This window comes from Gilvimarinus xylanilyticus (genome assembly GCF_024195295.1).
In the GTDB taxonomy this organism is placed as follows: Bacteria; Pseudomonadota; Gammaproteobacteria; order Pseudomonadales; family Cellvibrionaceae; genus Gilvimarinus; species Gilvimarinus xylanilyticus.
The window spans coordinates 844,026-867,239 of record NZ_JAMFTH010000001.1 but is presented as its reverse complement, the minus strand read 5'-3'; the positions used below and the strand labels follow the sequence as shown (position 1 = coordinate 867,239).

The following is a 23,214-nucleotide window of genomic DNA, read 5'->3' as shown; positions in this document are numbered from 1 at the left end:
CGCGACACTTGTCTCGATATACTAGAAAAAGGTTATGCGCTTTGGCCTTAAGAGCACAACTAACCGGCTTGGTGAACGATTTATGTTCAATCAAAAGGACAATAAAACGACATGGGTCAAACCGATCTGACACGACAAGTGAGACGTCTCTGCGCCGATGGCTACCGTTTGTACGACAGCGGCGAATACCGGCTTGCGTTGCGATCATTCTACCAAGCTTGGCTTTTAATACCCAAGCCCCAAAGCCAATACACCGAGGCCGGTTGGGTGCTTACCGCGATTGGCGACACCTACTTTCGCCTGCATCAGCACGAACAGGGCGCCGAATCCCTTACTTCAGCCCTGTACTGCCCCGAGGCGGAGCAAAGCCCTTTTGTGCAACTGCGTCTGGGCCAATGCCTGCTTGAGCTGGGGCGCACCCCCGAGGCGCGCAAATACCTGCTGCACGCGTATAACCACAATGCCACCCTATTCGACAGCGAGGCACCCCGCTACCGTCAGGCTATCGCTGATTTAATCTCACATGACTCAATATAAAACCGCCCCAGCAGTACTGGTGTTTGATTCGGGCGTAGGCGGGCTGAGCGTTTCGCAACATATCCGCACGCTTTTGCCCGGCGCTCATTTAAACTATTTGTTTGATAATGCCGGCTTTCCCTATGGCGAGAAAAGTGAGGAATACCTGCTCGCGCGCAGCAGCAAGCTCATTGGTGACTACCTGCAGCGTCGCGACCCACACACCCAGGTTATTGTAATCGCCTGCAATACCGCCAGCACCCTGGTGCTACCCGAACTGCGAAAACGTTTTCGCCAGCCGATCGTAGGCGTGGTCCCAGCGATAAAACCGGCCGCCGCATCATCGCAATCTCGCTATATCGGTCTGCTGGCAACCCCCGGAACCATTAAACGGCCCTACACCCGACATCTCATTAGTGATTTTGCCGATGGTTGTCATGTGGTTACCAGCGGCTCGCGCCAATTGGTTACCCTGGCCGAAGCCAAACTCCGCGGGGAGACAATTGCCGCTTCAAATGTTCGCGCTTGCTTAGAGAAATTTCTTTTACCCAGCCCCGCAAACCCCAAGCCCGATACGCTTGACACTTTGGTGCTCGCCTGCACTCACTTTCCCTTATTGCGTTCAGAGATCAGCGAATTACTCGGCCCCGGGGTCACCCTCATGGACTCGGGCGAAGCCATAGCCAGGAGAGTAGCCTACTGGCTTATCGACGAGTTAAAGCTTAATACTGATTCTCCAGCACACCCCGGCTCGGCCTATTACACCCAGAGCGATGGCACCATCGAGCCGTTACGACCTGCATTCACTGGGCACGGCTACGCGACACTGCGCTTACTGTGACATACGGGCATCGGCCTGCACTAGGCGCATAAATTGATCCAAAGGCACCGGGCGACTATAGAAATATCCCTGCCCTAGATGACAACCACAGGTCGTCAAAAACGCGTGCTGCTCCGGGGATTCTACCCCCTCGACGATCACCTTGTAATGTAGGCTTTTCGCCATTGCCACCACCAGCGAGGTAATAGCCTTGTCCTCTTCGTCGTCGGGCAAATCCTGGACAAAGCTGCGATCAACTTTCAGGCTATTAATGGGCAGCCTTTTAAGATAACTAAGCGACGAATAACCCGTGCCAAAATCATCAATAGCCAAGCCACAGCCTTTTTGGCGCAACTGCTCCAACATGGGAATGACCCGGGAGACATCTTCCATCAAGGTGCTTTCGGTCACTTCGAGTTCAAGCGAGCTGGGCGCCAGACCGGACTCCCTTAAACAGGCCTCAAGCAACTGCAGAAAATCAGGCTCGCTCAACTGGCGCGCCGAAATATTGACCGATACCGTAAAGTCGCGCTGCAGGGCTTTTTGAATCGCACGGGCTTGGAAGCAGGCGGTTTTTAATACCCAGCGACCCAGGGGAACAATTAACCCCGACTCCTCGGCGACGGGTATAAACTCACCCGGAGACACCAAACCGCGCTCGGGGTGGTTCCAGCGCAGGAGCGCTTCAGCCCCCACAATTTTGCCGCTGCTAAAATCAACAAATGGCTGATAATAAAGTACGAATTGGCCAAAGCGCAGCGCTTGACGAATCTCTCGCTCAATGGCCAAACGCCGCTCAACCGCGATATTCATATCGGTAGTGTAAAACTGAAAGGCATTGCGCCCCTGATCTTTGGCTTTATACATCGCCAGATCAGCGTTTTTCATCAATACATCCAAGTCGTCACTGTCATCGGGTGCCAAGGTGATACCAATACTCCCTCCCGCAACCACCTCTTTCCCCTGTAAGTCGATCGGCGCGTTGAGCGCGCGAATTAATTTGCTGGCGACAATATAGGCGTATTGAGGGCTTTCCACTTCGCCCAGCAGAACCGCAAACTCATCGCCACCCAGGCGCGCCACGCAGTCCTCCTCGCGCAAATTGTCCCGCAATTTTCGGGCAACACTCACCAGCAACTGGTCTCCGGATTCGTGACCAAAGGTGTCATTGATACGTTTAAAATGATCCAAATCAATATAAAACAGCGCCAGTTTGGTATTGGTGCGCAGGCAATGATTCAAGTGAGAGCTAAGTTGCTTTTTAAAAAGAGTACGGTTGGCCAGCCCGGTTAAATGATCGTAATAGGCAAGCTTTTCAACCTCTTGTTGTTTTTCTTTTAAGTCGCTAATGTCCTGGCCCACGCAAACATAGTATTCGGGCTCTTGATGGGGCCCCAGAATAGCGGTGACCGATTGCATTAGCCAAAACTCTCGCCCTGTCGCGGTGGTTGCCAGGTATTCTGCTTGCCATCTCGCCGCCTCTTCGGTATCAGCGCCTCTGAGTAGCTTATCGCGCAGTTTAGCGCGAATCAGCTCGGGCGTTATGGATCGATTCTCTCCCAACAGCAGCGGGTTCTGCTCTTTGCTCGGGCGATCTTGACGGTAGCCAGTCACTTGCCAGTACTGAGAGTTAGCGTAGAGAATCTCCCAATCGCGATCGAGTATCACCACCAAGCTGACACTATTTTCAATAGCGCTCATCAATTGCCGCGACTCGGCCCCGGCCTTATCCAACAGCACAATCTTGTCGTCTAAACCGCGAATAAGATGTCGAATTTGATCCAACATATTATTAATAGCGTTACTTAAACGACCGATTTCATCGTCGCCCATATCGGGCAAGCTAAGCTTGCGATTGCTGCCTCCAATAGCACTTGTGGCGTCGGCGAGCCGCGCAATACGACGCACCACAAAAAACCGTATACTGAAATAGAGCACGACAAATAAAAACAGTGCAAGCATTAAGATGTTGCTGTAAACCGAAACCATTGACGCGCGAAAACTTTCCTGGACCAATTGCTGCGGATAGTAAAAGCTAATGTACCAATCCATTTCCTCAAGGCGGGTAGTAACGATGTTCACCTCGGCGGATTTAATTTGACGGCGCGTCACCTGTCCCAAGCTCAAACTTTGCTTGATCACATCATCGATATAGCGAGAATCGACTTCCAGCGGTTGCTGTTTTTTGTTGAGCAAGGGATAGGCTTCATTCATACTCTTTGCCTGTGCGGGAGACCCAGGGCGCTGGCTGCTATGCAAGACCACCTCCCCCTCGCGGTTGAATAAAAAAGCCTGGATTTGATCATTATCCGCATCCAGTGCCCGAAGCTTGTCGAGTAAAAAACCAACGTCAATGTCGCCACCAACCACGCCGATAAAGTCGCCTTGGCGATAAATGGGAATAACCAGAGATGTCATCCATTTGTCGGTATAGGTGTCGAAGTAAATAGGCGTCCACTCCGGCGATTTGTCGGGGTTATTATCCGGCGCGGCGATGGTGTAAAAAATTTCCCGAGTCACATCGTGATTGGGACGATGAGCATCGATAATAGATTTGGGCCATACCCGACTAATACCATTGTCGCTAATAAAGTAAAACGCGCTGAACAAGCTTGCCATTATGGGACTGGTTTGCTCCCACACCTGATGCGAAGCCTGGAGCAAGTGCCGGGTTGAGGCATCGAGCGTTTGCGGCCGATAGACAAAGGCCCCCGAGTATTCATCCCACTGGCGGTAGGCCCCATCATCACCGCGGGCGCCTGTTAACGGCTCGTAGTTACTTAGCGGAATATCGAGTTGCGCGAGCAAAACATCACTGGCGGCCTGCAGTGCGTGCAACCGTCCACTTAGCTCGTCTTCTAAATAGCGGCTGTAGCGGCTGGACAGCGCCTTAAGGCGGGCATCGTACTGCGCCTCAATGCGCTGGGACTCGGAGTAACCCACTCGAATCGCCCCGAGAACGCCACTGAGCATGACAAACCCGATAACGATTAACAGTAATTTGGCATTTAGCGAGCGCATGGAGGCAGTGAACCACTCCTTGTGAAGGTTTCCCTCACAACTATACACCAGTATGGCGCAATTTGAGGCCATTTGCCCCACCCGAATGTTACACTGCCCCCGAACGAAAGGAGTAGATGATTATGGCCGCTGTGCTATTTGATATTGAGGGAGCTCTCTCCCGTTTACAAAGCGGCCAGCTCCTGGTCACCGCAAACAACCGGCAGCGCAATCATATTTTACGTGCCTACCACAATCACACCCGTGCCGCTCAAGCAGTGTGGCAAGAGCCGCGGGTCTATGCGCTCAATCAATGGCTCAATAGTCTGTGGGATCAGTACCTTTTCGCAGGTTTAAATCCAGACGCTCCCATGCTCATTGACCGCTGGCAAACAGCCGCCCTGTGGGAGCAGGTCATTGGCGACTCATCCGACCCCATGGCCCTTATGCGCGCCAATGAACTGGCAGCCAAAGCGGAAGCGGCGCGCCATGCCCTACAGGCTTGGCAATGCCCCATTCAGGAGCTCAATCAATGGCCCGGCAGCAACCAGACATTTCTCGGCTGGTTGCAAAAATTTGAAGCGCTACTCGTTCAGCACCAGCTAACCACCCAAGAGCAAGCGATTCCCGAGCTTATTAAGGCACTGCATGGGAAGCATATAAAACCCGAAACACAAGCCTACCTCTATGGGTTTGATGATATCGCCCCGCTGACTCAAGACCTGTTAGAGGCTGCCCTACCCGGCGCCGACACCTATGTTCCGCCGCCGCGCAATCAGCAGTTACAGCGCACTTGTCTCGCCGATAAAGAGACAGAAATACGCACGGCCGCACTCTGGGCCGATCAGATTCTCGCGCAGCAAAATGACCCTGTGGTGGGAATTATTGTGCCCGATCTGGGCCAGCAGAGAGAGCGTGTCGAGCGTATTTTTGCCGAAGTATTTAACCCCCTAACCCCCTACCCAGATCAGCCGCGTCAGGTGTCGCCCTTTAACTTCTCGGCCGGTACACCTTTGGGCCAAACCCCGCTGGTACAGGCGGCGCTGGCGTTAATCAGTCTACACTGTCGGCCGCTAACAACCGATGCCGCAGTACAAACCTTACACAGCCTGTTTTGGGGTGATTACCCATTGGAGAAACCCGCGCGCACCGAGGCTGCGGTAAAGTTGCGCAAGCTGGCCCGTCACAGCGTAAAAAGCACTGACATTCGCCGGGTATGCCGACAAGTTATTGAGCGCAGTGACAACCCGGATCTGCAGCTTGCCAAGCGGTTGGAACTTGCCAGTGAGATTGAGCGCGACGCGCGCAAAAAACGGCCTCTTGAATACTGGCTGGAAAGAATCACAAAGCTGTTAGACACCCTGGGCTGGCCCGGACAGCGACGCCTGGACAGCGCCGAATACCAGCAGATGAGTTTGTGGCAGGAAACCCTGCAAGAGCTCAAGCAGCTATCTCGCCTGCTGCCGTCACTTACCTTAAGCGGCGCCTTAAGCCAGTTGCAAAAGCGGCTGGAAAAAACGCCCTTTCAACCGCAAACCCCCGACTCGCCGATACAAGTTTTGGGCCTGCTCGAGGCCTCGGGGCTGCATTTTACGCACCTGTGGGTCATGGGGATGCACCAACAAGCTTGGCCGCCCAGTGCCCAACCCAACCCCCTGCTACCGGTCGGCCTGCAGCGTGAGTGGCAAATGCCCAAGGCGAGCGCGGAACGCGAACTGATCTATGCCGAGGCTTTAACCGAGCGCCTGCAAACCAGCGCCCACGAGGTTATCTTTAGCTACCCGCAAGGCGAAGGTGATCGCCACTTTTTGTGCAGCGCCTTGATCTCCAAGCTGCCCGAGTGTTCACCAGAATCTTTGCTTAAAAATTCGCACTCGCTGCAACAACAACATTATCAAGCGCTGGCCACAAGCGGCACACTTGAGTGGCTCGATTGTGAGTATGGCCCCGGCCTGGCTAAAGGCAAGCTGCGCGGCGGCACCGGTATCTTTACCGCCCAGGCTAAGTGCCCCTTTAGCGCCTTTGCCCGCTACCGCCTCGGCGCCTACCCCGCAGAAAAACCGCAACTGGGTTTTACCCCCCGCGAGCGAGGCACCATTTTACACGGGGCACTGGCGCAAATTTGGTCTGCATTAAAAGACCATGCTGGCCTCAGCGACAGCCAAGGGGAAAGATTGCACACGCTGATTTATCAGGTGTGTAAGGATACCGTTATGCCCTGGGCAGGACAGCGGCCCGAGCTCAGCCCTGCCCTGTGCGAGCTGGAAATAGAACGTCTCACCGCGCAACTGCAAGAGTGGCTGGCCCTGGAGCGGGAACGCCCGGTTTTTACCGTGTCGGGCATAGAACAACCTTTAAGCGCGACGTTCAGTGGCTATCAGTTTGAGGTCCGCCTGGATCGGGTAGACACCCTGGCCGATGGCAGCCGACTGATCATGGATTACAAAACCGGCGCCGCTAACCCCAGCGCCTGGCAGGTGGACCGGTTTACCGATCCGCAGCTTCCTCTGTATGCCAAGGTGTTCAGTGAGGGAGAGGTGAGCTCTATCGCCTTTGCCAGTATTAACGCCAAGGGCATCAACCTTAGCGGCTGGGGCAATGAACACGCACAGACTCACACCGGAATTAAAGCCCCCCAGGCGGAGTCATGGTGTGAGCAGCTAGAAGCCTGGGAGGCGCCGCTGCAGCAATTGGCCGACGAACTGCACCATGGCTATGCCAGTATTCAGTACCGTAGCGCCGATGCCCAACTGTACGACGAATGGTTGAAGCCTCTGACCCGCCAGGATGAGCAGCCGCAACTGCGCGCCTATTTGCAAGCCCGTGGAGGCAAGTCATGAGCGAACGCCCTCAGGATTTTCAGGCGCGCGAGCGAGCGCTCGATCCCACCGAATCTTTCGCGGTTAGCGCCCCCGCCGGCTCCGGTAAGACCGGGCTTTTAACCCACCGGGTATTGAAACTACTGTGCACCGTAGAATCCCCCGAGCAGGTCCTGGCCATAACCTTTACCAACAAGGCCGCCAGCGAAATGCGCGAGCGAATTGTGGGGGCGCTCAGCCAAGCTGCCTACAGTGCCGAGCCCGCACAAGAACACGAACGCGCTCTATGGCAGACCAGCCGCACCCTGCTTGAGCACGATAAAAAGCACAACTGGCAACTGTTGAAAAACCCCAACCGCTTGCGTGTGCTTACCATCGACGGCCTCTGCCGGGCGATCGCGGCCCAGCTGCCTTTTCAAAGCGGCCTGGGCGAGCTGCCCGACACATTAGAGTTTCCCGACACGACCTATCGTGACGCCGCCACCCGGTTGCTGCAAAAAACCGGGGAAGACAGCGAAACCGGAGCCGCCTTGGCCACATTGTGCCGACATATGGACAACCGGCTGGAAAGTCTTACCGAGTTGTTTGTCCGCTTATTGGCTAAGCGCGAGCAATGGCTGGGTTTGATTCTCGCCGCCAGTGGCGACAATACCCGCCCCTATTTGGAATCGGTTTTGTCGAGCGTGATAGAAGATCACCTGACAAGTCTTCGGCAACAGCTGCAACCGGTAGCCAGCGATCTGGCCTTGCTACTGGATCAGGCGGGCCATCATTTGCAACAGGAAAGTGTCGACAGTCAATTTACAGTCTTCGCCGGGGCGCGGGAGCTGCCCCAAGCAAAAGCGCGAGACCTCTCCCAGTGGCAGGCGTTGGCGGAGTTTATGCTGACCCGGGGCGACAGCTTTCGCAAGCAACTTAATAAAAACCAAGGCGTTCCCGCGGGTGCGCCGGGCAAAGAACAAAAAGCCCGCTTTAAATTCATCACCGAACAGCTAGAGCAAGTCGCACCCGAGATCGTTGAAACCCTCGCCGAAGTGCGCAGCTTGCCCGCGCCTTATTATCAGGACGACGAGTGGCATATCCTGCAGTGCTTGACCATTTTGTTGCCTCGGTTAGCAGCCGAGCTCTGGCTGTGTTTTGCCGAACAGGGCGCAACCGACTTTACCGCCATTACTCTGGCCGCTCTGGATGCATTGGGCGAAGACGATGAACCCAGCGAAATTGCCCTAAAACTGGATTATCAGATCAAACACTTGTTGGTGGATGAGTTTCAGGACACCTCCCAGCCCCAACTCACCCTGCTGGAAAAGCTAACCGCAGGTTGGGAGCCCGATGATGGCCGCACCGTATTTATCGTAGGCGACGGTATGCAATCGTGCTATGGCTTTCGCAACGCCAATGTCGGGCTGTTCTTAAAAGCCAGGCGCGAGGGCATAGGATCGGTGCCGCTGACGCCGCTGGATTTGAATGTAAACTTCCGCTCCCGCGCGGGAGTGGTTGACTGGGTTAACCAGGTTTTTGCCGACGCCTTCCCCCAACAGGATGATATTTCTCGCGGCGCGGTCAGCTACAGCCCCTCAAACGCCTTCAAAGCCGCCGCCCCCAATCAGGCGGTACAGGTTAAAGTCTTCGCCTATGACGAGGCACAAGAGCAAACCCGTGAGCATGCGCAACAGACCGAAGCCCGGGCGATTATCGACTTAGTCCGACACGCTTTGCGGCAAGACCCCGAGGGCAGCATTGCCGTGTTGGGGCGTAACCGCGGTCACTTAAGTCTGGTAATCGACGCGCTCAATCGCGAGGGCATCGCCTTTCAAGCCCAGGACATGGATTCGCTTGCGAGCCGCATGGTGATCATCGACCTACTCACACTGACCCGCGCCCTGCTCTGCCCGGATGACCGCAGTGCCTGGATCGCCCTGCTGCGCTGCCCTTGGGTGGGCCTGGATTTGCACGATCTCACCGCCCTGCTGGGGGAGCCGCCAGATGAGGCCAGCTTTACCGACCACCAGGGCTATGCGTTTGTTTGGCAGCGCCTATTCGAGCCCGAAGCACGGCAGGGACTAAGCGCGCCCGGCCGCGCGATATTGGAGCGCTGCGCAACCATTTTGCAACAAGCACTGGAGCTGCGTCAGCGCAAGCGACTGCGCGATTGGGTCTATGGCACCTGGGTCGCGCTGGGCGGCCCGGCGGGATTACTAGACCAGGACGACCATCTGGTAGCGATGCAGTTTTTTGACCTGTTGGATAAGCACGATCAGGCTCAGGATGTGGACGACTGGACGGCGCTGGAGCAAGCCATCGGCAAGCTCTACGCGGTATCGCAAAATGTCGATGCCCGGGTGCATGTTATGACCATGCACAAATCCAAAGGTCTGGAATTTAATACCGTCATTATTCCCGGATTGGATCGCCACTCCCGCGGCGACAGTAAAGAGCTGTTTTTGTGGCGCGAACGCCTGTCCAGCGATGGCGAACCTCAGCTACTGCTCGGACCGCTTTCCCCCGAAGGGCAAAACCCTGGGCCCATTTACCACTACTTGCGCAGCGAGCAGAAAAAGCAAACCGCCTTTGAAGCCACGCGACTTCTCTACGTGGGCTGTACCCGGGCGATCGACACACTTTATTTGACCGGCTGTGTAAAACGCGAGGACGAACAACCCGCCGATGCCCTAAAGCCCGGCGGCCAACTGTCCAGTCTGTGGCCGCTTGTCGGCGATCAAGCGGAGATTATTCCTGCCCACACCCTCTCCTCGCAGCTTTCTAACACCGTGCTACATCAGCCGCTGCGCCGCCTGAGCCCCCAGTGGCAAGCGCCACCCGCTAACGATAACCCGCGCTTAGCGGCCCTGCGAGGCCATGAATACGCCGATGACGAGGCCAATATCCCCGTCGCCGAAACGCCCCAAGTGCGCTTGGCTCGATTGTCTGGCACCGTGACCCACAGGCTGTTAGAACAACTGGCCACGCGAGCACTGCCGCAAGACACCCGCGCCTATATCGACGCTCAGCAAGCTCTATGGCGTCAACTGCTTAGACGCGAGGGCGTGAGCCCGACCCAAGAGATACAGGCGCTCGCACGGGTGAGCGAAGCGGTATCGGCCTGCCTTAACTCCGATAAAGGTCGCTGGGTGCTCGACTGGCAACACTCAGATGCCGCCGTGGAGTCCGCCTACCTGCGTGCGGACGGCGAGCGCTATCGGCGCCAGGTAATCGACCGCACCTTTATTGCTGACGGCGAACGCTGGATTATCGACTATAAAACCGCCCTCGCCGAGCCCGGAGATGACCTGGCGAAAGCGGCACAGGAACTGATGGATGAACATCGCGCGCAGCTTTTGGGCTATGCCGCCCTCTTTGCGCACGGCGATATCCCGGTACGGTTGGCTATTTATTGCCCAGGTTTAGCGCCGCCGTACGATTTTTTGGAAATCCAATAAAGCAGGCAAAAGTAATAAAACCCACTTATAGTGTTGATTGCCAAAATCATCCCCCAAAAGCCATTGAAATTCAGTAGAATAGGCGCGTCTGATGATTTTCAGACGCGCAACCACGACAATATAGGAAATCTGGAAAGACAATGTCACACGAATCCCAAGACGCGGCAGTAGACGATTTAAACGTCGTATCGCAAGAGCTGCTGATATCGCCCGCTGAATTAAAGCGCGAGCTGCCCATTAGCGATGCAGCCCGCCAGGCGATTACCGAAGGGCGCGCCACTATCCGCAATATTCTCGATCGCAAAGATCCGCGTATTTTTGTAGTGATTGGCCCCTGCTCCATTCACGATGTCGAGGCGGCCAAGGACTATGCTGCCCGCCTGAAAAAACTGGCCGCCGAAGTCAGTGACACTATCTATGTTGTTATGCGCGTCTATTTTGAAAAGCCCCGTACTACCGTGGGCTGGAAAGGTCTGATTAACGACCCCTACTTGAACGACTCTTTTAAAATTCAAGAAGGGCTGCACATCGGCCGCAAGTTACTTTTGGATATTGCCGAAATGGGCCTGCCCACCGCCACCGAAGCACTGGACCCGATTTCACCACAATACTTGCAGGATTTAATCAGCTGGTCGGCGATTGGCGCGCGCACCACCGAGTCGCAAACTCACCGCGAAATGGCCAGCGGGCTGTCCTCGGCGGTGGGCTTCAAAAACGGTACCGATGGCAGTCTGACCGTGGCAATCAATGCGCTGCAGTCGGTCTCCAAGCCGCACCGCTTTTTGGGCATTAATACCGAGGGCCAGGTCTCGATCGTCCACACTCGCGGCAACCCCTACGGCCACGTAGTACTGCGCGGCGGCAACGGCAAACCCAATTACGATTCCGTCAGTGTCGCCATGTGCGAAGAGGAGCTGGACAAGGCTAAAGTGTTACCCAACATTATGGTCGACTGTAGCCACGCCAATTCCAACAAAGACCACAACCTGCAACCTCTGGTAATGGATAACGTTGCCAATCAAATTGCCGAAGGCAATAAATCCATTATCGGCTTAATGGTGGAAAGTAATATCGGTGCGGGCAACCAGAAAATCCCCGAGGATTTAAGCCAGCTGGAGTATGGGGTATCAGTGACCGATGCCTGCATTGACTGGAGTGCGACCGAGAAAGCACTGCACTCAATGCGCGATAAAATCAAACCCTATATTGATAAGCGCTACCCTTAAGCGCCTAATAAGCGCCTAACACCCGGGCCACCCCTGGCCCGGGATTTCCAACCGGATAACCACCCTACTGATTCCAGCTGACGCCCACCGAGAGACTGTAATCGTCTTTTTCCGGCAGCACTCCCTCTTCGTCCACTTGCGGTTCGGCCGTCCTGTCCCAACTGTAAATAAAGTTAACCGAAAGTTTGTCGGTGACATCCAGCTCCAAACTGGTTTCCAGATAATGCTTATAGCGACCGGTTTCTTTGTTGGTAAACTGCGGCTGGTAGGTGAGCTCGTAGGTAATATCGTCTGTCACATCCCACTCCAGACGCGATTCGGCCAACACCGCGGCGGTTGACTGAGTCAAATCCTGCCCCTCGGGCGCGGTGGTAAACTCCTGATACTGGTAGCCTGGACCACCGCTGACACTCCAACTTAAATGCGGGCGATCAGCGAGGTAATAACCGATAAAAACACCATAGGTGGCACGCAGATCGATGTTTTGAAATCTATCGCGAAAATACTCGGTGTAAATCGGGGTCCAATAAAGCGAGGTGCCGATAAAACGATCATATCGCCCCCCGGCGCGATGGCTCTCTGCTGTTTGCACACCGCTGATTTCATCAAAGCTCCCCCGGTAATTCATGCTAAAACGCGACATAGCGGTACGGCGGGCGATGTCAACGTCAGCACTATAGCCCTTCTCATCGACATTACCGCCCTTGAGGGTGCCACTTAAGCCTAACTCGGTACGCCACAAGTCGAGCTCCCGCTCACCTTTTACGGTCATGGCGACAATATTGGCACGGGGATACTGAGCCGCTACGGGCGATGAGAAAATAAGGTGAGTTTCGTCAATAACCACCGGGCCATAGACCGTCTCTCCGGTGTTTAAACGTACACTCATGCTGCGGGCGGAGAGCAAACGGTTGACGTCGCTGTCCCAATCCAGGGTTTGCTCTTTAAAGTGATCGGAATCGAAGGTCAGGGTCTTATCGTACAAGCCGATAATTTCGCCTTTAATCCATTCACCCGAATCCAGCTGCAGCCAATCCCAGCCGGCGAGGCGCTCGGGAGGCGCCGGCCAAACCCGCCCCTGGGGCTTGGCGCCGGGCGCCTGAGCCTGAACCGTAATACTCGCCAGCGCAACAATAGCGAACGACAGCCCCGCGATGAATCCACTCGGTAAGAGTGACGCAATGCCCCTATCCTTGAACATAAGGCCTGTCGCTCGCTTTAATTGCTAATAATATGCCTGGGTACGATCAGTATGGTCGGTAATATCGCGAATACCTTTTAGCTCAGGCAGTTTATCCATGAGCGCGACTTCTACCCCATTTTTCAAGGTTAAGTCGACTGCGCTGCAACCCTGGCAGCCTCCACCAAACTCCAGCACCGCATACTGATCCTCGGTCACCTCAACCAGACTCACCTCGCCACCGTGGGAGGCCAGCCCCGGATTGACTTCGTTAAAGAGCACATAGTTAATCCGATCTTCCAGGGGACTGTCGTCAGTCACCTGAGGCATTTTGGAGTTGGGCGCACGAATGGTCAACTGCCCACCCATCCGATCGGCGGAATAGTCCACCTTGGCGTCTTTTAAAAAGGGTAAGCTGCGCTCTTCAAAGTAGGCGTTAAAACCTTCTAGCTCGAGGGTGACATCCCCCTCTTTGACTTCCTCGGGACGGCAATAGGCAATGCATGTCTCGGCCTTGGCGGTGCCGGGATTGGCGACAAACATACGAATGCCGATGCCCTCGTTGTTGTCTTGCTTGTCCAGCAAGCCTTTGAGGTAGGTTTGTGCTGATGGGGTAATATCGACGCTAAGCATAAGCGAAATTAAGAGACCTCTGTGTATACCTGATTAAATTACTCAGGTATTTTACGACAGATACGCCGGAATTAAAAATTGATCTGCCCAATCCCGTCGATTAAAGGCCCGGCCGACGGAAAACAAGCAGCCACTATTTGCGAACATGAGAGATTTCGTCTTTACCACGGCGCATGGCATCGCTAAACGCCGAGGCCATGATCCCAGTGGGCATAGCCACCAGGGCAATACTCGACAATGCCGTGACTGAGGCGAACACCTTCCCCAAAGATGTCACGGGATAAACATCTCCATAGCCGACAGTCGTGAAGGTAATAATTGCCCACCACATGGCGCGGGGGATGCTGCCAAACGCCTCCGGCTGCACCTCGCCCTCAACCCAATAGAGGGCCACCGAGGAGATAAAGATCATACTAAAGGCGATAATCAGGCTGACATACAACTCATATTGGCGCGAATGAACGGCACTGACCACATGGTGTAAGGCGCGCGCCAGAGGCCCGTAGCGCGTTAGGCGCAATAATCTTAGCAAGCGGACCAGGCGCAGAATTAAAGACTCCGCCCCCCAGAATCCCAGCAACAGGGGCAAGCTCGCCAGCAGATCCAGCAGCGCAGCCGGGGTTAGCATGTACTTGAGCCGCCCCCGCAGCGGGCGCCGGTACCGCCGATCCTCGACACAGACCCATACGCGGGCCAGATACTCAAGCAAAAACAAGCCGCTAAATATCAGCTCTAACGCGCGAGTGATCGACTCGTAGCCACGACTGATACTGGGCTCGGTCTCCAGCGCCGCCGCAATTACCGTGATCAAAATCAGACCGCATATAAGCCTATTAAGCGGCGAAACGCCCATCAGCCAAGCGCGGGGCTCCAGCTGTATATACAGCTGGCGACGCCAAGTCTTACGGGGCTTGCGCAAAGGTTTTTGCTCCTAAAAAGGACAGTTTGCAAAGGCTTTAACCGGCGTTTCACCATAGGGCGCGGCAAAGTGCAGCCGGGTCGCATGCAGTAAAAGCCTGGTGGCACGAGCGGCCACCTCGGGGGAGGCATAAAATACACAGCCGAGAATGGGGTGACCTATGCTCGCCAAATGCAATCTAAGCTGATGCGAGCGACCGGTGACCGGCTCTAACGCTAACCGCGAGGTGTCGCTCTCGGCATCGTAGCTGAGCACCCGGTAGCGGGTGACCGAGCGCTTGCCAGTTTCGCCATCCACCTTGTATTTGGGCCGGTTGTCTTTATCGGGGGCGATGGGCATATCGATTTCACCGCGCTCTTGCGCCAGCCGCCCAGCCACAATCGCAGTGTACAGTTTGTAGGTCTGCCGCTCCTGGAACTGGCGGGCAATATGAGCGTGACCGCTCTTGGTCCGCCCCACTACCATCACCCCCGAAGTATCGAAATCCAGGCGATGAATGATACTGGCCCCTGGGTACAGCGCCCCCATGCGACTTAACACACTGTCATTGTTATCTGGGTGACGCCCAGGCACACTGAGAAGCCCCGCGGGCTTATTGATCAGTAAATAATCGGCCTCTGCTCTGAGGATTTCAATGTCCTCAGCACAAGGCGGCAATACAGCGAGCTCGGAAACGGGGGTGTTCATAAATGATAGACTAATCTTTTGCTGATCAAGCTAGAGTTTAACGGAATTTCTTATGTCGCCAAAATCTGATAACAACAAGCCTAGCATCGGGCAAACCATTCTCAGCACCTTGGCAGCCGCCGTGGGCGTGCAAAGCAACAAAAACCGCGAGCGCGACTTTACCCAGGGCAACCTTTACGTTTATGTGGCGGCGGGGATTATTTTTACTGGATTGTTTGTGGGCGGGTTGATTTTGCTGGTAAAGGTCTTACTGGGAGATCAATAAATCGCCTTTAAAGCAGGACACGACAATATAAAACAGGCGTTAGGGGGTTGCCGCCCGCAGGCGGCAAAAACACTACTGACCGCTAATCCAGAAAATACAGGTGGCTACAAAAATAGCTACCAGAGATACGGCCGCAATAGCGTCGGCAACACTATCGCCTTGATCTTGCATTTCAATTTGTTCATTCATTATTTTTATTCTCCCAGTTTTCTGGTTGGTTACACACAGGTTTCTTTTACAATAGCCAACGTCTAAAAATAGCCAGCGTCCCGTGCAATCTAGCTCCTAGGTGATCCTTCTTATATACAATTTTTAACAAAGTTTCAAGGGCTGGCGCCTTTATAACCAAAAACTTTTACCTTAGCGAAATAAAATCGTTCAAAATCCCGCTCTAAATTGCTACCTTCGCGCCTCGGCGGGTCTCGCGGCGGACGCGCTTTTACTGTATCCTTGCGCGCCTGCGACGCCCTGCCCCGGGCTTTTTCAGCGATGGTAAACGATTTATGTATATCTACGACCAGTATGACCACGAGATTCTGCGCCAACGGGTGGCGCAATTCCGCGATCAGACCGAGCGCTACTTGGCGGGCGATCTGAGCGAGGCGGAGTTCTTGCCCCTGCGCCTGCAAAACGGCCTGTATGTGCAGCGCCTGGCGCCTATGCTGCGCATTAACGTGCCCTACGGCATGTTAAACAGCACTCAGCTGCGCCGCCTGGCCCGCATTGCGCGGGACTATGACAAAGGCTACTGCCACGTCAGCACCCGTCAGAACATTCAGTACAACTGGCCCGATCTGGATCAAGTACCCAATATTCTCGCCGAACTGGCTGAAGTGGAAATGCACGGCACTCAGTCCAGTGGTAACTGCATCCGCAATGTTACTTCGGACCAGTTTGCCGGTGTGGCGCCCGATGAAATCGTCGACCCGCGCCCCTACTGTGAAATTGTCCGTCAGTGGTCGAGCTTTCACCCGGAGTTCGCCTTTTTGCCGCGCAAATTCAAAATTGCGATTTCCGGCTCCGAAATGGATCGCGCGGCGATCCAGGTGCATGACATCGGCCTTCAGCTGGTGCGCAATGGCTCGGGCGAAATCGGCTTTAAAGTCTTGGTCGGCGGCGGCCTGGGCCGCACCCCGGTCATTGCCAGCGCGATTCGCGAGTACTTGCCGCAAGAACACCTGCTGACCTACTTAGAAGCCATTTTACGGGTCTACAACCTGCATGGCCGTCGTGATAACAAATACAAAGCTCGCATTAAGATTCTGGTTCGCGCCATGGGCGCCGAGACTTTTGCCGAGGCAGTCGAGCAAGAATGGCAGCATCTGAAAGACGCCCCCAGCACCTTGCGCCGCGAAGACATTGAGCGCGCCAAAAGCTACTTTACCGAGCCCGATTATCAGAACCTGGACGACGCCTCGGCTCAGGCGCAATTGGAACAGCAGGCCAGCGATAACATCGCCTTTGGCAAATGGCTGAGCCGCAATGTACGCCAACACCGGGTGGACGGTTATGCCGCTGTGACCCTGTCGCTAAAACCGACCGGCATTGCCCCTGGGGATATCACCGATACTCAGCTTGAGCATATCGCCAATCTGGCCGAGCGCTACAGCTTTGCCGAGGTGCGCACCACCCACGAGCAAAACATGGTGCTGGCCGACGTTAAGAAAACCGAACTGTTCGATCTTTGGCAAGAAGCGCGAAAACTGGGCTTTGCCACACCCAACATCGGCACTCTGACCGACATTATTTGCTGCCCCGGTGGCGATTTCTGCTCGCTGGCCAACGCCAAATCAATTCCGGTGGCCGAGGCCATCCAGCGCCAGTTTGAAGACCTGGATTATGTGTATGACCTGGGCGATCTGGATCTCAACATCTCGGGCTGCATGAACGCCTGTGGCCATCACCACGTGGGCCATATCGGCGTGCTGGGGGTGGACAAGAAAGGCCAGGAGTTCTATCAGGTAATGCTGGGCGGCAACGCCGGTAATAAAGCCTCACTGGCGAAAGTATTGGGCCCGGCCTTTGAAGCCGAAGAAATGCCCGAAGTGGTGCAAAAGGTGGTCAATGTCTACCTGGAAAACCGCACCGAAGAAGAACTGTTTATCGATACCTACCAGCGTATCGGTATTGCCCCTTTTAAGGAGCGTGTATATGCCAAAGCTAGTTAAAGATGGGGCCATTATTGAAGACACCTGGCAACGCCTGGACAAACCCGAAGGTGAAGCGGCCGAGGTAAGGGTCCCCGAAGGTCAGGTTATCGTTCCTCTGTCAGTGTGGCAGGCGCAGCGCGAGCAACTGCAAGCGCGCAGCGATATCGGTGTTTGGATCGACAGTGACGAGAGCGCTTACGACCTGGGTAATGATGCGCAAAGCCTGCCATTAGTGGCGGTAAACTTTCCCGCCTTTATGGATGGCCGGGCTTTCTCGACCGCGCGCTTAATACGCGAACGCTTTGGCTTTAACGGCGAGCTGCGTGCGGTGGGTGGCTTTATTCGCGACCAGCTGTGCTATTTGTCACGCTGCGGCGTGAACGCTTTTCGCTTCGATGACGACAACGCCGATCTGGAAAAGGCGCAGCAATCGCTTGCGGATTTTACCGAGTTTTATCAGGCTGGCGTGGATCAGCCGCAGCCGCTGTTTCGCCGTCGCGCGTAACGGCATACTCAGCGCCGGGCATCATTCTTAGTGCCCGGCGTTGTCTATAGACACTTCAAACGAGAGCTTTACGCAAGCGCTACTGGCCCGCTGTGAAAACGAAACTCGGAATCCCCTGCCTGCACCAAGTTTTCTTCCAGCGTCAAAAACTCATCCACCCTGCCCTCAATGGATTCGCCACCCGCGGCTTTGCGGGCAAGCCCTAAATAATCTTTAAAGTGGCGCGCCTCCGACTTTAATAACGACACATAAAAGCTTTGCAGCTCGGTATCCAAGTGTGGCGCCAGCTTGGCAAAACGCTCGCATGAGCGCGCCTCAATAATAGCGCCCACAATGAGAGTATCGATCAGCCGGCCCGGCTCGTGGGTGCGCACCGGTTTGCGCAATTCCGCGGCGTAGCGTGAGGCGGTAATTTGCTCGTAGGCGATGCCGCGCTTTTCCATTAGGGCAATCACCTGCTCAAAATGACGCAACTCTTCGCGCGCCAAACGGGACATTTTATTCAACAGCTCGAAGTCATCGACATAGCGGTACATTAAATGTATTGCGGTGGAGGCCGCTTTTTTCTCACAATTGGCGTGATCCAAGAGCATTAACGCGGGGTTGGCGAGTGCACTCTCTACCCAGCTATCGGGGGTATCGCAGCGCAGAAACTCTTTAATATCAGTTAAGTCGATCATATAGGGTCTTTAGGCGGAAGTTAGGCCGGGGGCGATGTAGCGCTCATAGTAGGCGCAGGAGAGCGCATAAAAATCCCGGTCAATGTCATCGCGTATGGCCACCAGAGTCAGGGCACGCGAGCCGGGCTGTAACTGCAAGCCATACACAGCCAAATCATTTATCTGACTGGCGCCCGCGCGCAGCAAATCAAACGCCCAGCACTCGGGTGACTGATCGGGATTAAACTGGATTTGTTGGTGCCGAATTTGCGTCAGTAAAAGCGCCTGATCAATCACGGCAATATGGTTAGCCACCACCTGGGTCAAATAAGTCTCCAGGCGCGAGGCGATCACGCGGCGCTGATCTTCACTGTAGGCGTTCCAGTGGATCACCTCGTGGGCAAAGCGTTTGCAGCCGCGACAGACAGAATCGCCAATACCGGTGGAGCAAACGCCAACGCAGGGAGTTTTAACGGGTGTGAATACGGGCATATCGAACAACAGCGAGTCACAGCTAATAAAAGTGCCCGCATTCTACACCACCGGGGGTCAGTAAGGCAGACCCTTCACACCGAGATCCAACTGCCAGAGGGCCCCGGCACCGGTAATAAATAAGGTGGTGCCCTGCTCGCCACCAAAAGCGGCATTGGTGACATTCGCATCCAAAGGGATGCGGGCGATGACTTCACCTTGCGGCGTAATAACCCGAATCCGCTGCGCGGTATGCTCGGTGACATAAAGATTACCCAAGCAATCCACGGCCATGCCGTCGGGCACTTGTACACCCTCGAGAATATTGCCCAAGCTAACCGGCTTTTCACCGCTAAGGTCATAGGCGCGCACAAAACCGTCTTCGCCACCACCGGCCACGTAAAGCGTCTGCTGATCGGGCGAGAGAGAAATGCCATTGGGGTTTTCGATACTGGCATCAATCAGGCTCACCTCCCCATCCCGAACCCGATATACACCGGTGACCGGCTGGCCGCCTGGGGCTGCGGCGCGCTGAAACCCCGGGTCGGTAAAATATAGCGTGTCGTCGGCCGCCATAGTTAAGTCGTTAGGAGAATTAAAAACCCGCCCCTGATACTGCCCCGCTAGCTCGGCGCGCTGCCAAGTGCCCCGATCGTACCGCGAGACACTTTTGTATTTATGGGTGCCCGCCAAAATACGCCTCTGATCATCTTTCGCCAAGCCGTTACTACCGGAATCGGCCAATGCTACCGTCAGTGCATCGCCATTAAAGGCGAGAATATTGGATGGAAACCCTTCACCAAAAGTAAAATGAGAAAAGTACAGGGTGTCATCAATCCACACCGGCCCCTCGTACAAGCCGGGAGCGGTGTTGTTAGCCACCTCAATGCGCTCGGCCTCAAGCGTACCTGCGGGCGCCTCGACAAATTCACTGGTCGCGCAATAGCCTTGCGGTGCGTCGGCGACAGTCTCGGGGGCATGATGACAACCGACAACACTTACCAGCGCTGCGCATAAAGCATACTTTTTCATTTTCCATCCTATGGGCTTTAATATTTGGGGCATTCTAGCAGAGAATGTTTGCGCTACCAGAGGAAAAAGCCAGTCAAGTTAACAAGGCATGGCCCAATGGGGTATAATTCGCGCCCGATTAGCCCGCCGGACTGTTGACAGTCCCGGGACCATCCATGTGGGTCATGGATAGCCTCCAACGCAGCGATCCTGCCAACGGAGTAATTCAAATACAATTAGAGGATCTCAATCGTGCTTGAAGCCTACCGCAACCATGTTGCCGAACGCGCAGCCCAAGGCGTGCCCCCGAAACCCCTTTCTCCAGAACAGGTCGCCGATCTGGTGGAACTGTTAAAGAATCCACCGGCCGGGGAAGAAGATTTCCTGCTAGAGCTGATCAGCGAGCGAGTGCCACCGGGTGTGGACGAAGCGGCCTATGTCAAAGCGGCGTTTCTCAGCGCATTGATCAAAGGCGAAGCCCAATCACCACTGATCGATAAGCCCAAAGCGGTAGAGCTGCTGGGCCTAATGCACGGTGGCTACAACATCGAGACCCTGGTTGATCTGCTGGATGACGAGACATTGGCGCCATTAGCGGCCACAGAATTGAAACACACTCTGCTGATGTTCGACGCGTTCCACGACGTGGAAGACAAAGCCAAAGCGGGCAATCAGCACGCCCAGGAAGTCATGCAGTCGTGGGCCGATGCCGAGTGGTTTACCTCGCGCAAGAAAGTGCCCGAAAGCACCAAACTCACCGTGTTTAAAGTGACCGGTGAAACCAACACCGACGATCTGTCACCGGCGCAAGACGCCTGGTCGCGCCCCGACATTCCACTGCACGCGCTGGCCATGTACAAAAACAGCCGCGACGGCATTACCGCCGACGACGAAGGCACCATCGGCCCCATCAAGCAAATTGACGAACTCAAAGCCAAAGGCCACCCGCTGGCCTTTGTGGGTGATGTTGTGGGTACCGGCTCTTCACGTAAATCCGCCACTAACTCAGTGCTGTGGTACATCGGTGAAGATATCCCCGGCGTGCCCAACAAACGCACCGGCGGTGTGTGCATCGGCGGCAAAGTAGCGCCTATTTTCTACAACACCATGGAAGATGCCGGTGCGATGGTTTTTGAAGCGCCGGTTGACGATTTGAACAGCGGCGACGTTATTGATGTACGTCCGTACGAGGGTAAAATTCTGAACGCCGAAACCGGCGACGTTATCTGCGAATTTAGCCTCAAGTCTCAAGTGCTTCTGGACGAAGTGCAGGCCGGCGGTCGCATTCCGCTGATCATCGGTCGCGGCTTGACCGCTAAAGCCCGCGCCTCTTTGAACCTGCCCGACATCGACACTTTCCGTCTGCCCGAGCAGCCCGCTGACAGTGATAAAGGCTACACCCTGGCTCAGAAAATGGTCGGTCGCGCCTGTGGCACCGACGGCATCCGCCCCGGCACTTACTGCGAGCCGAAAATGACCACCGTGGGCTCTCAGGACACCACTGGCCCCATGACCCGGGACGAACTGAAAGACCTGGCGTGCCTGGGCTTTTCCGCCGATTTGACCATGCAGTCTTTCTGTCACACCGCGGCCTACCCCAAGCCCGTGGATATTGAAACTCAGCACACCCTGCCCGACTTTATTCAAAACCGCGGCGGTGTGGCGTTGCGCCCTTCCGACGGTATTATTCACAGCTGGCTGAACCGTATGCTGCTGCCCGACACCGTGGGGACCGGCGGCGATTCTCACACCCGCTTCCCACTGGGTATTTCCTTCCCGGCCGGTTCAGGTCTGGTGGCGTTTGCCGCGGCTACCGGTGTCATGCCACTGGATATGCCAGAGTCCGTGCTGGTGCGCTTTAAAGGCGAAATGCAGCCGGGGATTACCCTGCGCGACTTGGTTAACGCCATTCCCTACTACGCTATTAAACAAGACCTGTTGACCGTTGAGAAAAAAGGCAAGAAGAACATCTTCTCGGGCCGCATTCTCGAGGTAGAAGGCTTGCCCAAGCTGAAAGTCGAGCAAGCGTTTGAAATTTCCGACGCCTCAGCCGAACGCTCGGCAGCTGGCTGTACCATTAAGCTGGACCAGGAGCCGATCATCGAGTACCTGAAGTCCAATATCGTTATGCTGCGCTGGATGATCGAACAAGGCTATGGCGATGTGCGTACTCTGGAGCGCCGTGCTCGCAAGATGGAAGAGTGGCTGGAAAACCCAGAACTGATGGAAGCCGATGCCGACGCCGAATACGCCGCCGTCATCGAGATCGACTTGGCCGAAATCAAAGAGCCGATTCTGGCCTGCCCCAACGACCCGGACGATGTAAAAACCTTGTCTGACGTTCAGAACACCAAGATCGACGAGGTATTTATCGGCTCATGCATGACCAACATCGGTCACTTCCGCGCCGCCGGTAAGTTGCTGGATGCCGCCAAAGAAGAGCTGGCCACTCGTTTGTGGATTGCCCCACCGACCAAAATGGACGCTCACCAATTGATGGAAGAAGGCTACTACAACATCTACGGCCGCAAAGGTGCGCGCACCGAAATGCCGGGCTGCTCTCTTTGCATGGGCAACCAGGCGCGTGTTGCTCCCAACTCGACTGTGGTATCTACCTCAACCCGTAACTTCCCCAACCGTTTGGGTCAGGGCGCGGGCGTCTATCTGGGCTCGGCCGAACTGGCAGCAGTAGCGGCTATTTTGGGTAAAATTCCCACACCGGAAGAATACCTGACGTACGCCAGCAAACTGGATAGCATGGGCGATGATATTTACCGCTACCTCAACTTTAACGAGATTGAGGAATATCAAAAATCAGCGGATGAAGGTAAGCGTATTGCCGCCGTTGAAATTCAAAATGTAGCTGTGTAAACCCACGGTTATTTTGAATTGAAAAGCCCACCACCCGGTGGG

The 23,214-nt window shown here is 55.1% G+C and carries 17 protein-coding genes; 9 read left to right on the top strand and 8 right to left on the bottom strand.

Going from position 1 to position 23,214, the window contains the following annotated elements; translation table 11 throughout:
* The first annotated feature begins 111 nt into the window (after positions 1 to 111).
* Positions 112 to 537 (top strand): tetratricopeptide repeat protein, encoded by a 426-nt coding sequence (locus M6D89_RS03650; protein ID WP_253966670.1) that lies wholly within the window; start codon positions 112 to 114, stop codon positions 535 to 537.
* The gene (gene murI, locus M6D89_RS03645; RefSeq protein ID WP_253966669.1) at positions 524 to 1,357 is read left to right on the top strand and encodes a glutamate racemase; all 834 of its coding nucleotides are present in this window, start codon (positions 524 to 526) and stop codon (positions 1,355 to 1,357) included. Before M6D89_RS03650 ends, murI begins: the two co-directional genes overlap by 14 nt.
* On the opposite strand, the gene M6D89_RS03640 is transcribed toward murI, so the two are convergent.
* Complete coding sequence (locus M6D89_RS03640) at positions 1,349 to 4,357, bottom strand: bifunctional diguanylate cyclase/phosphodiesterase (RefSeq protein WP_253966668.1); 3,009 nt, start codon at positions 4,355 to 4,357, stop codon at positions 1,349 to 1,351. The two genes, murI and M6D89_RS03640, sit on opposite strands and share 9 nt — an antisense overlap.
* A 122-nt stretch (positions 4,358 to 4,479) precedes the next feature.
* On the opposite strand from M6D89_RS03640, the gene M6D89_RS03635 reads away from it, so the two are divergent.
* The 3 genes from M6D89_RS03635 to M6D89_RS03625 all read left to right on the top strand — a co-directional run bounded on the left by M6D89_RS03635 (position 4,480) and on the right by M6D89_RS03625 (position 11,821).
* Positions 4,480 to 7,176: a PD-(D/E)XK nuclease family protein gene (locus M6D89_RS03635; RefSeq protein ID WP_253966667.1), complete on the top strand. Its 2,697-nt coding sequence runs from the start codon at positions 4,480 to 4,482 to the stop codon at positions 7,174 to 7,176.
* Positions 7,173 to 10,595, top strand: a complete 3,423-nt coding sequence (locus tag M6D89_RS03630) for a UvrD-helicase domain-containing protein (RefSeq protein WP_253966666.1) — start codon at positions 7,173 to 7,175, stop codon at positions 10,593 to 10,595. Before M6D89_RS03635 ends, M6D89_RS03630 begins: the two co-directional genes overlap by 4 nt.
* Positions 10,596 to 10,735: 140 nt before the next feature.
* On the top strand, positions 10,736 to 11,821 hold the full coding sequence (locus M6D89_RS03625) for a 3-deoxy-7-phosphoheptulonate synthase (protein ID WP_253966665.1): 1,086 nt from the start codon (positions 10,736 to 10,738) through the stop codon (positions 11,819 to 11,821).
* A gap of 64 nt (positions 11,822 to 11,885) precedes the next feature.
* Here M6D89_RS03625 and M6D89_RS03620 read toward each other — a convergent pair whose 3' ends face one another.
* The 4 genes from M6D89_RS03620 to M6D89_RS03605 form a co-directional block, all read right to left on the bottom strand.
* Positions 11,886 to 13,022 carry a DUF481 domain-containing protein gene (locus M6D89_RS03620; protein WP_253966664.1) on the bottom strand — a complete coding sequence of 379 codons (1,137 nt, stop codon included), beginning with the start codon at positions 13,020 to 13,022 and terminating at the stop codon, positions 11,886 to 11,888.
* A gap of 24 nt (positions 13,023 to 13,046) precedes the next feature.
* Positions 13,047 to 13,634 carry a Fe-S biogenesis protein NfuA gene (nfuA, locus tag M6D89_RS03615; RefSeq protein WP_253966663.1) on the bottom strand — a complete coding sequence of 196 codons (588 nt, stop codon included), beginning with the start codon at positions 13,632 to 13,634 and terminating at the stop codon, positions 13,047 to 13,049.
* A 133-nt stretch (positions 13,635 to 13,767) separates the two neighbouring features.
* Positions 13,768 to 14,487 carry a potassium channel family protein gene (locus M6D89_RS03610; protein ID WP_256504505.1) on the bottom strand — a complete coding sequence of 240 codons (720 nt, stop codon included), beginning with the start codon at positions 14,485 to 14,487 and terminating at the stop codon, positions 13,768 to 13,770.
* A 78-nt stretch (positions 14,488 to 14,565) separates the two neighbouring features.
* Positions 14,566 to 15,240 carry a pseudouridine synthase gene (locus M6D89_RS03605; RefSeq protein ID WP_253966661.1) on the bottom strand — a complete coding sequence of 225 codons (675 nt, stop codon included), beginning with the start codon at positions 15,238 to 15,240 and terminating at the stop codon, positions 14,566 to 14,568.
* A 52-nt stretch (positions 15,241 to 15,292) separates the two neighbouring features.
* Between M6D89_RS03605 and M6D89_RS03600 the strand changes: the two genes are divergently transcribed.
* The 3 genes from M6D89_RS03600 to M6D89_RS03590 all read left to right on the top strand — a co-directional run bounded on the left by M6D89_RS03600 (position 15,293) and on the right by M6D89_RS03590 (position 18,160).
* Positions 15,293 to 15,505 (top strand): DUF2970 domain-containing protein, encoded by a 213-nt coding sequence (locus M6D89_RS03600; RefSeq protein WP_253966660.1) that lies wholly within the window; start codon positions 15,293 to 15,295, stop codon positions 15,503 to 15,505.
* Between the two features lie 503 nt (positions 15,506 to 16,008).
* Entirely contained in the window at positions 16,009 to 17,673 is a 1,665-nt protein-coding gene (locus M6D89_RS03595) for a nitrite/sulfite reductase (RefSeq protein WP_253966659.1), read from the top strand.
* Positions 17,657 to 18,160 (top strand): DUF934 domain-containing protein, encoded by a 504-nt coding sequence (locus tag M6D89_RS03590; protein WP_253966658.1) that lies wholly within the window; start codon positions 17,657 to 17,659, stop codon positions 18,158 to 18,160. The genes M6D89_RS03595 and M6D89_RS03590 overlap by 17 nt, the downstream gene beginning before the upstream one ends.
* 68 nt (positions 18,161 to 18,228) lie before the next feature.
* Here M6D89_RS03590 and M6D89_RS03585 read toward each other — a convergent pair whose 3' ends face one another.
* Genes M6D89_RS03585 through M6D89_RS03575 form a run of 3 tightly spaced genes read right to left on the bottom strand, consistent with a single transcriptional unit; the run spans position 18,229 to position 20,322 of the window.
* Positions 18,229 to 18,840 (bottom strand): MiaE family protein, encoded by a 612-nt coding sequence (locus M6D89_RS03585; protein ID WP_253966657.1) that lies wholly within the window; start codon positions 18,838 to 18,840, stop codon positions 18,229 to 18,231.
* A gap of 9 nt (positions 18,841 to 18,849) precedes the next feature.
* On the bottom strand, positions 18,850 to 19,311 hold the full coding sequence (locus M6D89_RS03580) for a DUF1289 domain-containing protein (RefSeq protein ID WP_253966656.1): 462 nt from the start codon (positions 19,309 to 19,311) through the stop codon (positions 18,850 to 18,852).
* A 57-nt stretch (positions 19,312 to 19,368) separates the two neighbouring features.
* A complete protein-coding gene (locus M6D89_RS03575; RefSeq protein ID WP_253966655.1) occupies positions 19,369 to 20,322 on the bottom strand; it encodes an SMP-30/gluconolactonase/LRE family protein in 954 nt (317 codons plus the stop codon).
* Between the two features lie 231 nt (positions 20,323 to 20,553).
* Between M6D89_RS03575 and acnB the strand changes: the two genes are divergently transcribed.
* Complete coding sequence (gene acnB / locus M6D89_RS03570) at positions 20,554 to 23,172, top strand: bifunctional aconitate hydratase 2/2-methylisocitrate dehydratase (RefSeq protein WP_253966654.1); 2,619 nt, start codon at positions 20,554 to 20,556, stop codon at positions 23,170 to 23,172.
* The last annotated feature ends 42 nt before the right edge of the window (positions 23,173 to 23,214 follow it).

What these genes read in the sequence shown, in the direction of transcription:
- M6D89_RS03650 (WP_253966670.1), top strand. Translation starts at nt 112, where the DNA reads ATGGGTCAAACCGATCTGACACGACAAGTGAGACGTCTCTGCGCCGAT.
- murI (WP_253966669.1), top strand. Translation starts at nt 524, where the DNA reads ATGACTCAATATAAAACCGCCCCAGCAGTACTGGTGTTTGATTCGGGC.
- M6D89_RS03640 (WP_253966668.1), bottom strand. Translation starts at nt 4,357, where the DNA reads ATGCGCTCGCTAAATGCCAAATTACTGTTAATCGTTATCGGGTTTGTC.
- M6D89_RS03635 (WP_253966667.1), top strand. Translation starts at nt 4,480, where the DNA reads ATGGCCGCTGTGCTATTTGATATTGAGGGAGCTCTCTCCCGTTTACAA.
- M6D89_RS03630 (WP_253966666.1), top strand. Translation starts at nt 7,173, where the DNA reads ATGAGCGAACGCCCTCAGGATTTTCAGGCGCGCGAGCGAGCGCTCGAT.
- M6D89_RS03625 (WP_253966665.1), top strand. Translation starts at nt 10,736, where the DNA reads ATGTCACACGAATCCCAAGACGCGGCAGTAGACGATTTAAACGTCGTA.
- M6D89_RS03620 (WP_253966664.1), bottom strand. Translation starts at nt 13,022, where the DNA reads ATGTTCAAGGATAGGGGCATTGCGTCACTCTTACCGAGTGGATTCATC.
- nfuA (WP_253966663.1), bottom strand. Translation starts at nt 13,634, where the DNA reads ATGCTTAGCGTCGATATTACCCCATCAGCACAAACCTACCTCAAAGGC.
- M6D89_RS03610 (WP_256504505.1), bottom strand. Translation starts at nt 14,487, where the DNA reads ATGGGCGTTTCGCCGCTTAATAGGCTTATATGCGGTCTGATTTTGATC.
- M6D89_RS03605 (WP_253966661.1), bottom strand. Translation starts at nt 15,240, where the DNA reads ATGAACACCCCCGTTTCCGAGCTCGCTGTATTGCCGCCTTGTGCTGAG.
- M6D89_RS03600 (WP_253966660.1), top strand. Translation starts at nt 15,293, where the DNA reads ATGTCGCCAAAATCTGATAACAACAAGCCTAGCATCGGGCAAACCATT.
- M6D89_RS03595 (WP_253966659.1), top strand. Translation starts at nt 16,009, where the DNA reads ATGTATATCTACGACCAGTATGACCACGAGATTCTGCGCCAACGGGTG.
- M6D89_RS03590 (WP_253966658.1), top strand. Translation starts at nt 17,657, where the DNA reads ATGCCAAAGCTAGTTAAAGATGGGGCCATTATTGAAGACACCTGGCAA.
- M6D89_RS03585 (WP_253966657.1), bottom strand. Translation starts at nt 18,840, where the DNA reads ATGATCGACTTAACTGATATTAAAGAGTTTCTGCGCTGCGATACCCCC.
- M6D89_RS03580 (WP_253966656.1), bottom strand. Translation starts at nt 19,311, where the DNA reads ATGCCCGTATTCACACCCGTTAAAACTCCCTGCGTTGGCGTTTGCTCC.
- M6D89_RS03575 (WP_253966655.1), bottom strand. Translation starts at nt 20,322, where the DNA reads ATGAAAAAGTATGCTTTATGCGCAGCGCTGGTAAGTGTTGTCGGTTGT.